Origin of the sequence: Treponema primitia, assembly GCF_046533075.1 — a bacterium.
Taxonomy (GTDB): Bacteria; Spirochaetota; Spirochaetia; order Treponematales; family Breznakiellaceae; genus Termitinema; species Termitinema primitia_B.
Map to the genome: position 1 here is coordinate 24,951 of NZ_JAJQRB010000011.1, position 12,500 is coordinate 37,450.

12 protein-coding genes are annotated in these 12,500 nt (G+C 49.7%); 9 read left to right on the forward strand and 3 right to left on the reverse strand.

The window, feature by feature from the left end; genetic code table 11:
* Positions 1 to 100: 100 nt before the first annotated feature.
* Entirely contained in the window at positions 101 to 2,641 is a 2,541-nt protein-coding gene (glgP, locus tag LQZ19_RS02285; protein WP_411046020.1) for an alpha-glucan family phosphorylase, read from the reverse strand.
* Between the two features lie 136 nt (positions 2,642 to 2,777).
* Between glgP and LQZ19_RS02290 the strand changes: the two genes are divergently transcribed.
* From LQZ19_RS02290 to LQZ19_RS02310, 5 genes are all read left to right on the forward strand, one after another.
* Positions 2,778 to 3,860, forward strand: a complete 1,083-nt coding sequence (locus tag LQZ19_RS02290) for a DUF362 domain-containing protein (RefSeq protein ID WP_411046021.1) — start codon at positions 2,778 to 2,780, stop codon at positions 3,858 to 3,860.
* A 9-nt stretch (positions 3,861 to 3,869) separates the two neighbouring features.
* Complete coding sequence (locus LQZ19_RS02295; protein WP_411046022.1) at positions 3,870 to 4,703, forward strand: 4Fe-4S binding protein; 834 nt, start codon at positions 3,870 to 3,872, stop codon at positions 4,701 to 4,703.
* A 134-nt stretch (positions 4,704 to 4,837) separates the two neighbouring features.
* Positions 4,838 to 5,659 carry an N-acyl homoserine lactonase family protein gene (locus LQZ19_RS02300; protein WP_411046023.1) on the forward strand — a complete coding sequence of 274 codons (822 nt, stop codon included), beginning with the start codon at positions 4,838 to 4,840 and terminating at the stop codon, positions 5,657 to 5,659.
* Between the two features lie 14 nt (positions 5,660 to 5,673).
* Positions 5,674 to 6,897, forward strand: a complete 1,224-nt coding sequence (locus LQZ19_RS02305; protein WP_411046024.1) for a Tm-1-like ATP-binding domain-containing protein — start codon at positions 5,674 to 5,676, stop codon at positions 6,895 to 6,897.
* 16 nt (positions 6,898 to 6,913) lie between these two features.
* Complete coding sequence (locus LQZ19_RS02310; protein WP_411046025.1) at positions 6,914 to 7,516, forward strand: class II aldolase/adducin family protein; 603 nt, start codon at positions 6,914 to 6,916, stop codon at positions 7,514 to 7,516.
* 13 nt (positions 7,517 to 7,529) lie between these two features.
* Here the strand turns inward: LQZ19_RS02310 and LQZ19_RS02315 are convergent, their stop codons facing one another.
* On the reverse strand, positions 7,530 to 8,252 hold the full coding sequence (locus tag LQZ19_RS02315) for a GntR family transcriptional regulator (RefSeq protein ID WP_411046026.1): 723 nt from the start codon (positions 8,250 to 8,252) through the stop codon (positions 7,530 to 7,532).
* A gap of 200 nt (positions 8,253 to 8,452) precedes the next feature.
* On the opposite strand from LQZ19_RS02315, the gene LQZ19_RS02320 reads away from it, so the two are divergent.
* The 4 genes from LQZ19_RS02320 to LQZ19_RS02335 all read left to right on the forward strand — a co-directional run bounded on the left by LQZ19_RS02320 (position 8,453) and on the right by LQZ19_RS02335 (position 12,186).
* Positions 8,453 to 9,559, forward strand: a complete 1,107-nt coding sequence (locus LQZ19_RS02320; protein WP_411046027.1) for a C4-dicarboxylate TRAP transporter substrate-binding protein — start codon at positions 8,453 to 8,455, stop codon at positions 9,557 to 9,559.
* A gap of 70 nt (positions 9,560 to 9,629) precedes the next feature.
* Complete coding sequence (locus LQZ19_RS02325) at positions 9,630 to 10,157, forward strand: TRAP transporter small permease subunit (protein ID WP_411046028.1); 528 nt, start codon at positions 9,630 to 9,632, stop codon at positions 10,155 to 10,157.
* Positions 10,154 to 11,500, forward strand: coding sequence for a TRAP transporter large permease (locus LQZ19_RS02330; protein WP_411046029.1), 1,347 nt, complete (start codon positions 10,154 to 10,156; stop codon positions 11,498 to 11,500). The genes LQZ19_RS02325 and LQZ19_RS02330 overlap by 4 nt, the downstream gene beginning before the upstream one ends.
* A gap of 41 nt (positions 11,501 to 11,541) precedes the next feature.
* On the forward strand, positions 11,542 to 12,186 hold the full coding sequence (locus LQZ19_RS02335) for a cysteine hydrolase family protein (protein ID WP_411046030.1): 645 nt from the start codon (positions 11,542 to 11,544) through the stop codon (positions 12,184 to 12,186).
* 24 nt (positions 12,187 to 12,210) lie between these two features.
* Here LQZ19_RS02335 and LQZ19_RS02340 read toward each other — a convergent pair whose 3' ends face one another.
* Positions 12,211 to 12,483, reverse strand: a complete 273-nt coding sequence (locus tag LQZ19_RS02340; RefSeq protein WP_411046031.1) for a hypothetical protein — start codon at positions 12,481 to 12,483, stop codon at positions 12,211 to 12,213.
* Positions 12,484 to 12,500 lie beyond the last annotated feature (17 nt).

Sequence of the window (12,500 nt, forward strand, 5' to 3'; positions counted from 1 at the left end):
TGTTTAAAATACGATAAAACGAGCTACCCGGAATATCTCCGGATAGCCTATTTTAATTCACATCGTTAGACTTAAAAAATTCTTTTGAACTTTTTCAACGCTACGCCCACTTAATCAACCCGCTGCGGTAAGGATGCACCAGGGCTTCGTGTTTGGGCAGAATCCGTACCGTGTGGCCTTGCTGGCCCGTATCGGAACATTCAACCCGCACTTGATACACATGGCTGCTGCCTTCATTACCTATGGGCCTCATCTCTGAGCGCCGGGCATTGGTAATATCGTTGCTCTGGTTCGATACCGTACCGTGGTACAGCTCTACCAGAACTTCATCGGGCTGAAGGGCACCCAGTTCAATGTGGGCGGTCACCGTAAGGGAATCTCCACGCTGCATCACGGGCTTCGAGTTGGACTCGATCTTGGAGATCTTCAGAGATTCCCAAGACTGCTGAAGCTTTTTCATATAGACGGCCAGGGACTTCCCTTCCGCATAATCATCCTTGATCAAACGGCGGTAGTTCTTCAGGGCCGGGAAATAGAACTTGTTAGAATAGTCCATGAGCATACGGTGACTGGACATGGAATGACCAATCTCCTTCATACAGGTCTTCATCATCTTGATCCATTCCCGGGGCAGACCGTCACGTCCGCGCTGGTAGAACATGGGGATAATTTCCCGTTCCAGGAGGTCGTAGAGGGCCTTGCTCTCCACCTCGTCCTGTAATTTCGTATCCTCGTATTCTTCACCGCGGCCTATGGCCCAACCCACTTCGGGGTTGTAGGCTTCGTCCCACCATCCGTCCAGGATGGAACAATTCAGGACTCCGTTCATGGCGGCCTTCATACCGCTGGTCCCCGATGCTTCCAGGGGTCGGCGGGGGGTATTGAGCCACACGTCGGCGCCAGCGGTAAGATAATGGGACATGGTCATGTCGTAGTTTTCCAGGAAGATGATCCGGCTTTCCACATCGTGGTGTTCCGCAAAGTGAACGAGTTCCTTGATCAGCTCCTTCCCGGGCATATCCATGGGATGGGCTTTTCCGGCAAAGATCAGCTGGATGGGCCTGTCGTTATCCTTGAGGAGCCTGAGCAGCCGATCCGGGTCACGGAGGAGCAGGTTACCCCGCTTATAGGTGGCAAACCGGCGGGCAAAAGCCAGGGTAAGGACATAGGGAGAAAGGGCGTCCTCGGCTTTCTGGATACGGCGTTCCACCGCTCCGTTCCGTTTAAGGTTCTGGCGGATGCGGTCCCGGGCAAAGGCTACCAACCGTTCACGGCGCCTCTCATGGGTGCGCCACAGTTCTTCATCGGAGATACGATCCATGCGGTCCCAGATAGAAAGCTCCGTAGGTTCATCGTTAAAATGGGGCCCAAAGTAGCGGTCCAGAAGGTCTACCATATTGTTTGAAACCCAAGTCCGGGGATGCACCCCGTTGGTAACATGATCAATGGGTACTTCTTCCAGGGGCAGGTTGGGCCAGAGACCTTTCCACATCTGCCGGCTAACTTCACCGTGGAGCTTGGAGACCCCGTTGGCATAGGCGGCAAACTTAAGGGCCAGAACGGTCATACAGAAAGATTCGTGGTCATCGTAGACCCGCTCACGGCCAAGGCCGAGGAAGTCCTTCCAGGAAATGCCCAGAATCTGAGTCCAGGGACGGAAGTATTTTTCAATAAGCCCCACGTCAAACCGTTCGTTACCCGCAGGTACCGGGGTATGGGTGGTGAAGATATTGGTGGGCCACACCACTTCGTGGGCCTCGTCAAAGTTAAAGTTCTTTTCCTGCATGATTTCCCGGGCCCGTTCCAGGCCAAGGAAGGCTGCGTGGCCTTCGTTCATGTGGGTAGCGGCGGGGTTGATCCCCAAGGCCCGGAGCGCACGTATGCCCCCGATTCCCAGGAGTATCTCCTGCTGAATCCGGGTTTCCTTGTCCCCGCCGTAGAGGGTGGCGGTGATATTCCGGAAATCCTGTGCGTTTTCTTCGATATTAGTATCGAGAAGATAGAGGAAACTGCGGCCTACCTTGACTTCCCAGATTTGAGCTAGGGCGACACGGCCGGCCAGATCCACGGAAATTTTGATAGGATCACCGTTTTTATCGTTCTTCCGTTCTACCGGCATATTATACCAGTCGTTTTCCGGATATGTTTCCTGCTGGAATCCATCGGCATTGAGGTACTGCTTAAAATAACCCTGCCGGTACAGAAGACCGATACCGACCAGGGGCAGCCCCATATCGGAGGAGGTCTTCATATGATCCCCGGAAAGCATACCCAAGCCGCCCGAATAGATGGGGAGGGACACATCCATGCCGTATTCCATGGAGAAATAGGCCACCACATCCTTTTTGGAACCCCGATACCAGGTTTCGCCTTTTTTATATTTTAAAAACCGGCCATAAACCTCGGCGAGGGCGGCGAGATAAGAATCATCCTTAGCTACCTCTGCCAGACGTTCCTGGCTGACCATACCTAAGGTCCGAATTGGACTTTGCTGGGATTTCAGCCAAACATCATAATCCAAACGGATAAAGAGCTGGACTGCATCAAAATTCCAGGAAAGCCAGAGATTGCGGGCAATCTCTTCCAATGGTTTAAGTGAATTGGGAAGTTTCGGTTTAACCGTATAGGTAGCTATATTCATAATTACAGCTTATGCCTCAATGAAAAGCTTGTCAACGCTTAGGAAAATTTATCGTGATTTTAATGAAATTTATTACTTTTTTTCGATATTCGAGTACTTGAAAAAAGATTAAGAGAAAGCGGATAATATAAAATCTATGGAAAAGAATGAAATTCTGGTAAATTACGGGGAAAAAATCGATGATATGGCCTACGCTTTGGCTGAAGCGGCGAATTTGGCGGATCTGATCGGCCCTCGGGAGCGGCGTATCGGGCTAAAACCAAATCTGGTAGTTCCCCGGCCGGCTGAGGAAGGGGCCACCACCCATCCGGAAATTGCCCGGGGGCTTATCCGGTATTTGCAGAAAAACGGGTTCCGGAACATCCTTATCCTGGAAGGTTCCTGGGTTGGGGCCCGAACCGAAGACGCTTTCCCCCGCTGCGGCTATACCGCCCTAGCATCGGACCTGGGGGTGGAACTCCTGGATACTAAAACCGATAAAGCCCATTCCTATGATTGCAAGGGCATGGAGATTGAAATTTGCGACAGCGCCATGGCGGTGGACTTTATGATCAACCTGCCGGTAATGAAGGGCCACTGTCAGACCCTGCTGACCTGCGCCTTAAAAAACAACAAGGGAATCATGCCGGACCGGGAAAAACGGCGTTTCCACACCCTGGGACTCGATAAACCCATAGCTCACCTGAATACGAAGGTCAAAAACGATTTTATCCTGGTGGACGGAATTTGCGGAGATCTGGATTTTGAGGAGGGCGGCAATCCGGTATACTCGGGGAAGCTCTACGCAGCCCGGGACCCGGTGCTCTGCGACGCCTGGACCGCAACCCAGATGGGCTACCGGGTGGAGGAGATTCCCTACATAGGCCTGGCGGAAAAACTGGGGGTAGGCTGCGCCGACCCGGCAAAAGCGGTGATTCGGGAAATCTCGCCCCCCCTTCCGGGAAAGGCGCCTGTACCTTCGGGCAAGGTACGGCAGTTTACTTCATATATAAAGGAAGACCGGTCATGCAGCGCCTGTTACGCCAACCTCATCTTTGCCCTGTCCCGGCTGGAAAGGGCGGAACTGAACCGCTTGAAGGAAAAAGTCTGCATAGGCCAGGGTTTTCAGGATAAACCGGGTAAGCTCGGGGTGGGCCGTTGTACCGCCTCCTTTAGCGCTTCCCTGAAAGGCTGCCCCCCGGCGGGAGCGGACATCATCACCTTTCTGCGCGAAAATTAGGGGATAGTCATGGAAAAGGAAGCATTAACCGGGCTTATCAATGAACTGGTAAACGGCGCCCGGGGCAATTCGGTGGCTACGGATACCGCCCTGCGGCCGGATCTGGCGGGGATGCCCTTTTTTGCTGAGCCCCTGGTAGGTTTTGCCGCAGCGGATGATCCCTATTTTGGGGAACTGAAAAAGCCCGGCGTAATCGGGAAGCATTTTCTCCTGCCGCGGGACTGGCTGGGGAGCGCCCAAACGGTAGTATCGGTGTTTTTTCCCCATACGGAGCAGGTAAAAAAGGCGAACCGTCAAAATATGGAATGGCCCGCCGACGAATGGCTCCATGCCAGGATCGAAGGCCAGGTCTTTTTGGAAGCGTTAGGCCGGCATGTTATAGCTTTCCTGAAGGACCGGGGCTTCGACTGTATATCCCCCGGGGCAGATCCCCGGTTCTCTACGAAAAGCCCCCTCACTACCGATAAGGCCGAACAGAATTACTACACCAGCAACTGGTCCGAGCGCCATGTGGCCCATGTATGCGGCCTGGGGACCTTCGGCCTTTCCCGGGGGCTTATCACCCCAAGGGGCATCTCCGGCCGTTTTACCAGCTTTATTACCGGCGCGTATTTCGAACCCACCGCCCGGCCCTACTCCGGAACGAAGGACTACTGTACCCGCTGCGGCGCCTGCGTCCGGCATTGCCCGGTTAAGGCCATCTCCCCGGAGACCGGGAAGAATCACCCCCTCTGTTCCGCATTCCTTAACCGTACCAAGGAAAAACACCGGCCCCGTTATGGCTGCGGGAAGTGCCAAAGCGGAGTACCCTGCGAAAACGGGATACCGGGTTCGCGGGACTAGGCGCCGTTCTTTGGCCGGATACAATACCCTTTTCCCGTTTTAAACTTTTTCTTTTTAGACTTGTTAAAATTACCAACCCATGCTAGACTCTTTTAACTGGATACTGGATACATTTTAATTCTTAAGGAAATGACATGAAAAATTTAACCATACGCCCAATTAATACGGGGTTCGTTACTACTATACCAAAACAATACCTGTACCACCACTCGACGGCCGCATATCTTAAGGATGTTCCGGATACCCGCATTGAGATGCCGGTATTTACCTTTCTTGTTGAAGGCGGCGACAGCCTTTTGCTTGTAGATACCGGTATGGCCTGGAGTGAACGGGCCGGAAAATATCATCATCCCGGTTCCTATCAGCCGGAAGGCTTATCCATTGTGGATCAGCTTAAAAAAATCGGATATCAGCCTGAGGATATTGATATTGTAGTGTTTACTCACCTGCATTGGGATCATATTTATTATATGGAAAAGTTTACCAAGGCGGATTTTTATGCCAACGAGACTGAGTATCAATTTGCCCTGAACCCTATCCCCCTATACTACAAATCCTATGAACATCCTAAACTTTACGAAAATGCGGCGGAAAAGATTATCAGGCCCTTTGAGGGGATACCGATAAAAACGGTCCGGGGTGAAACCGAAATTGTTCAGGGTGTCCGGGTATTTGAAACCCCGGGACATTCTCCGGGACATCAGTCTGTGGAGGTTGATACAAAGGACGGCAGCTATATTTGCTGCGGGGATTCAATCTTCATCCTTGATAATATCAACCCGATTCCGGAAATTGCCTACGACTTAACACCCCCCGGCCGCTATGCGGATATCATTGCAACCTGGAAAAGTATAGAATTGCAGAAGAAACGGGTTGCACGTCCGGAATTGCTTTTACCCTGTCATGAGAAAAACCTTCTGGAACGTATTAAAAAAACACCCGTATTGGGTGTCTAGGTAGGGGTATTGCCATGAAAACCATCGCCATTATGGCCTGCTGTGATACCAAATATCACGAGGTGCGTTATGTGCGGGAAAAAATCAGCGCCATAGGTTGTGTGCCGCTGGTACTGGACATCAGTACCGGCGGCGACGTCCCCATTAAGGCAGATATTCCGCGGGAACAAATAGTTACTACCGGGGGTTATACCTGGGAAGCGATACGATCCGCCCCAAAAGACGAGGCTCTTTCCAAAATGTCGCAATGCGCCGCCCGGGTTTTAACAGAACTTCGGGAAAAGGGTTCCATTGACGCGGTATTGGGCATGGGGGGCCTTCAGAATACGGTGGTATGTACTGCGGCGATGCAGACTTTACCCCTGGGTTTTCCCAAGCTCATGGTATCTACGATTGCCAGTGGAAACCGCTATTTTAATGACGTAGTTGGCGACAGCGATATTGCCGCGATGCCTTCCATTGTCGATTTTGCGGGGATGAACGCCGTTGCCGAAGTTATTCTGAGTAATGCCTGTGCGGCGGTGGTCGGAATGGCCAATTATGGCGGCGGCTTAATACGGGAAGTTGCGGGCTGGCGTGTTGGTACAACCCTGATGGGGATAACCAATGATACGGTTATGCACGCAGCAAACCTCATTTTGGAGGCCGGGATGGAACTTATCAGTTTCCATTCCACCGGTGTGGGCGGCCGTACCATGGAAAAGATGATTGCCCAGGGAAGTATCAATGCGGTTATGGATTTGACCCTCCACGAAATGACCCCCGAATATTTTGGCGGTTTGGGATACGGCGGAGGCGCCAATAACCGGCTCTGTGCGGGAGCCCAAAAGGGTATACCCATGGTGGTATGTCCCGGCGGAATTGATTTTATCTGCCTCCGTCCCGGCGAATTGTTCGAAGATGAAGAAAAGCGGGGGTATAACTGGCATAACGCAGCCTTAACCCATACCAAACTCTATGAACATGAGATTCTGAGCATTACCGAAACCATAGCAAAAAGACTCAATGTTTCCACAGGCAAGGTAACGGTACTACTTCCCATGGGAGGGCTGCGAACCATGAGCCGTCCCGGAGAATTCTTCAATAAACCGGAAACAATACAGAAAATGAAGGGTATTTTGGAAACCACCTTAAAGCCGGACATTGTTCTGAAGTGTTTCGATCTTAATTTTATGGACAAGGAATTCGGGGAGATTGCCGCAAAGGAAATGTTGGCCCTTTTGCAAACCGGGAATTAGAAACGGGAAGGAAATAATGGAAGAGACAATCGAAAAAATTACCCAGGATCTTATTGCAGCTGCAAAGCGTTTTTACGAAGCCCGGTTCCAACTGGGTAACGGAGGCAACCTGAGCGCCCGTTACCCCGGGAAGGAATGGATGATAGTCAAGGGAACGGATGTTGCATTTTCCGAGGTTTCAGAAAAGACTCTGGTCATTACCGATTTTAACGGCGCCCTGGTAAGCGGTTCCATAAAGCCTTCAAAAGAAGCGCTGCTTCATGGCGCCCTGTACCGGCGTCTGCCGGATGTTCAGGCTATTATGCATTGCCATTCCCCTTGGGCAACCGGCTGGGCTGCCTCGGGAAAGCCCCTTGAATTTGCCACCTATCATTCCAAACTTAAGCTTAAGGGCGAGGTTCCGGTTTTTGATTCCGGTACCTATGCGGTTCCGGAGGATTTTTTCCCCACGATCCTTGCCCATTTTGATCGGTACCCCGAGGCAAGAGCTTTTCTGCTAAAAGGGCATGGTCAGCTAGCTGTTGGGAAAAATGTCTGGGATGCGGCCTATAATGCGGAATTAGTGGAAGAAACCGCCCAGATAGGGGTAATAAGTGTACTAATGGGGACACATACATAAAACCGTATTTTTGCTACTTTGCGGTGGGTTCGGCGCGCTGCCGTTTGCGGCGTATTGGCGCCTCTATGTTGACCAGTTCCGCGCCGTTGCTTGAAAGGGTTGTTACAACATCATTGAGGTGTTCAATAACAGCCTGACGTACCTCTTCGGGGTGGTGTTTTTTAAGCGCTTTGATAATATGAATATGTTCTTCAATTGCCCCGTCGGTTTTACCGTCATGGGAAAAATATATGAGCCGATATGGTTCGATAAGATCCCAAAGTCCAAAGATAGTACTGATAAGGTATTCCCGCTTGCTGAAACTGTAAAGAGAATAATGAAAATTTCGGTTGCAGTTCATGAATTGCTGGGGATCGCTTCGCTGGGCGGACATTTTAGTATTAATTTTTTCGAGCTCATTGATGTTTTTATTGGCAATATTTTCGCATGCATGTTTTGCGGCGGCGCCCTCAAGGAGCATACGTATTTCATATACTTCTATCAATTTTTCAAGAGAGAGCTGAACGACGATAGCGCCCTGATGAGGTTTAACAACAAGCAAACCCTCCGATTGAAGCCGTTTAAAGGCATCCCGGACCGGGGTACGGCTGACATGGAGTCGTTCGGTTATGTCTTCCTGGGTAATCCATTCGCCGGGTTTAAAAGCGGAACTGACTATAGCATTCCTAATCCATTTATAGACTATGTCGGAGATGGTGGAATATGTCATTATTGGCGAGATATCATTCTTTTCCAAAGAAATCCCCTCTCTTTTTATACCAAACTTCATGAAATGGTAACAAATATACAATAACTTGTCAAACCAGCCGGGTCAAACCCCCGGCGGAACCGGGAAAAACGGACCGCCCTGTATTTTTAGTTGACAAGGTATAAAGACCATGCTATAAATAATGTATCCAGTATCCAAATTAAGTACTAGCTATTGAGGAGGCTAATATGATTGGTTGTAAAAAAACCATACGGACTGCGGCGTTATTATGCGCCGTGTTGTTGATGTTCAGCCTGGTGTCCTGCTCTAAAAAGAGCAGCGCCGCCGGGCCTGCCGAAAAGCAGAAAATAACTCTGCGTATCGGTTCCGGTCACGCAACTTCTAATCCATGGGTTGCGGTGTTGGACAACTTCTTCGTTCCTGAGGTTGCCAAACGGGTCGCCGAAAGGACAAACTATGAAATTGAGTGGATCAAGGCCTACGGCGCTTCGGTTATCAAACTGAATGACGAACTTGAAGGCATTGAAGCGGGCCTTGTGGATATAGGAACCACCATCATAGTATTTGAACCTGCAAAGCTTATGCTCCAAAGTATGGTGTACCGTATGCCCTTCTCCTGTGCGGACCCCGCTGTTGTAACCAAGGTTATGAAGCAGATTTATAAAGAATTCCCCGAACATGTTACGGAGTTTGAAAAATACAACCAGAAACTCCTCGGCATGGGTGTATGCGATCCCTACAGCCTGTACACCAACAAGGAAGTACACGGCCTGGCGGATCTCCGGGGTATGAAGATAGGCGCCGCAGGCGCTAACCTGAACTGGATCAATGGTTCGGGCGCTGTTCCGGTCAATACCAGTCTTAACGAAGTATATCAGAGCCTCCAGACCAACGTTATCCAGGGAACCATTCAACCCACGGATTCCTGCTATAATCTCAAGGTCCCCGAGGTAGCGCCCTATCTTCTGGAAGCAAACTTTAACGTACTTCCCTTTAACAGCATTACCATCAACCTGGATAAATTTAAATCCCTGCCCAAGGAAGTCCAGGACATTCTTGTTGAAGTAGGTCAGGAATACGAAACGGTGGAGTCACAATATATCGTTGATATATATGCCCGGGATGTTGAAAAAATGAAAAGCGAAGGGGTTAAGGTATACACCCTCCCCCGGGAAGAACAGGTCAAATGGGCCGCAGCCCTTCCCGATATCGTCAACACCCTGGTTACCGAACTGAACGAAAGGGGTTATAAAGGCACAGCTATCGTAAGCCGCTATTATGAACTGCTTGAGCAAAACGGATGGCCCAGAGTTCGCGACTGGAAAATCAACTAGCATTTTTCAACGGGGAAGCCGGAAGATATTGGTTTCTCCGTTGCCCTTTGCTAATAATGGGGGATTTCACATGGTCAAATTTGCGAAATTTGTTCAAAGAATACTTGGAAGAATTTTTACCGTTTTTCAGGGAGTTTCTTCAGCTTGGCTGTTTATACTGATGGTTCTTATCTCCATTGATGTAATCGGACGGGTGCTGTTTAATACGCCCTTTAAGGGAACACCGGAGCTTGTCAGCTTTTCAATTATTATTATTGCGTTTTTGGAAGTACCCTATGTTTTCTGGGCCGGCGGTCTTGTTCGTTCCACTGTTCTTTACGACAAAGTGGGTCCCACCGGCAAGGATATTATTGATCTTATCGCGGCTGTAATCGGTATAGTTGTCTTTTCTATGCTTATTAAATCAAGTCTCAATGATTTTATCAAAGCGATCAGGGTAAGAGAATTCGAAGGAGAAGGCGCCCTGCGTATTGCAACATCGCCGGCCCGGGCATTTCTCATCCTGGGATCGGGATTCATGATTTTACAAATGATCCTTAATGTATGTAAAAAAGCATTTTCCATCTACAAGCGGGTAAGCGGGAGGACAGCAGCATGAGCGCAGGATTAGTTGCACTTATAACAATTTTAATGCTTCTGGTTATGATATTCTGGGGCATCCATCTTCCCAGCGCCCTTATGCTTACCAGTGTGGCCGGCATTTTTCTTTCCACCGGTAACATCAATGTTGCGATGAATGTGCTGGGCAGTACATCCTGGGGAGCAATCAGGGATTATGTATTCGGGGTTATACCGCTTTTTACCCTAATGGGACTCTTTGCGAACCTTTCGGGGGCAAGTCAGGAATTGTACGACGCAGCAAGCCTAATCCTCAAAAAGGTGCGGGGCGGCGTTGGTATGGCCACGGTACTCGCCAATGCGGTTTTCGCCGCCATTACCGGTGTTTCCGTAGCTTCCGCCGCGATATTCACCAAGATTGCCTATCCGCAGATGTCCAGGCTCGGCTATGATAAAAAAGTCGCCGTAGGCACCATAGCCGGTTCTGCGATGCTCGGTATGCTCATTCCGCCCAGTCTGCTCATGATTGTCTATGGCACACAGGCTGATGAATCTATCGGCGCATTGTTTATGGGCGGCATAATACCGGGCATTATCATGACTATTGTGTTCTGTATAACTATCCAGATTATTGCCATTCGGCGGCCGGGCGCAATCCCCAACGGACAGCCGCTCACCGAAGAAGAACAGAAGATTTTCTGGAAGGTAGTGTTAAAGCCCTGGGCCATTGTGGTACTCATCATCATATCCTTGGGCGGTATCTGGGCGGGACTTTTTACCCCCACCGAGGCGGGCGGTATAGGAGCCCTGGGCGCCCTGATTCTTGTCTTTGTTAAAAGGCAATTCAAATTCAAGACCTTTTGGGAAACCCTGCTTTCGGCGGGCACTACAACAGGAAGCGTACTCTTTCTCCTTATCTCTGCCCAAATGTATTCCCGCACCATGGCGATAAGCGGAATTATCAATCTTATTGAACGCTTTGTGCTGGGTATGAATGTTCCGAACATGGTTATCATCGGTATTTTTATATTGATCTTTGTAGCCCTGGGATGTATTCTGGATTCAACATCGATCATACTGCTCACCATGCCCCTCATGGTACCAATAGTACGCAGCTTCGGCATGAATACGGTTTGGTTCGGCATTACCGCCATTGTAGCCATAGAAACAGGGCTGGTAACCCCGCCCTTCGGTATGAATGTATTTACCGTAAAAGCGGCAGCCCAGGGAATTAAGGGAGTGGAACCAATTACCGTGGAGGATATCTTCTCCGGATCAGTACCATTCCTGCTTGGAATAGTTTTTGTTGTTATTTTGATGATGGCTTTCCCCATACTAGTAACATATTTACCGAGCCTAATGACCAGAGCGCTTGCTCAGTAAGAGCGGCGTAAAATTTTAACTTTATTTTAGGAGGATTTATCATGAGCGCTATCAAATTACCAAAAGAAAAAACGGCTATTGTTCTGATTGAACCCCAGAACGATTTTCTGTCCCCCGGCGGAACCATGTATGCCCACATCAAGGAGCAGCTGAAGGATAGAAATGTTATTGCCAACCTGCAAAACCTTCTGAACGGCGCCCGGGGCAAGGTAGGGAAGATATTCTATGTTCCCTTCTACGCCTTCCATCCCGGTTTCCCGGAGCTCAAACCCGGCGGACCGGGCTATGAAGGACTTCGGGGTATTGAAATTGATATGAAGGCGGACTGGGGAACCGGCGCCTGGCTGCGGGGAACCCCCGGGCCGGAGATTGTAAAAGAATTGACCCCCCAAAAGGGCGATATCGTAGTTGAAGGCAAAATGACTTTGGACGCATTCCATTCAACCGCCCTGAACTACCTTCTGCGGGCCAATGAGATTGAGTATGTTGCCGTGGTAGGTTTCCATACCGACTGGTGCGTGGAATCTACCGCCCGCTCTGCCTACGATCTTGGCTACCGGGTGGTGGTTATTGGTGATTGCACTGCCACCGATACCCAGGAAGAACAGGATTTCTGCGAAAAGTGGATATTCCCCAAGATCGGCAAAGTGATGAATCACAAGGATTTCCTTGCCGCGCTGGTTTAATATTTACCAATAGCCGGTGGGGTTTTATACTCCACCGGCTGCCCTGTCCCGTTTTGCATTTATAAAATAGATAATAATATCAATTCCTACCATCAAGACATTGGCAATATATAAAATCATTACCAAATCGCGGGAAAAGAGTATCTTGTGGATAACACCGCTGCAGTAACCGATCCAGACTATGAATAAAAAGGGAAGACTTACCCCTTTTGCGGATCGGCTTTTAACGGCTTTGTAAATATTCACCGGCCATGAGACGGCAAAACAGGACAACATAACAGCTTCAAATACACTCATAGGGTCATTATACAACG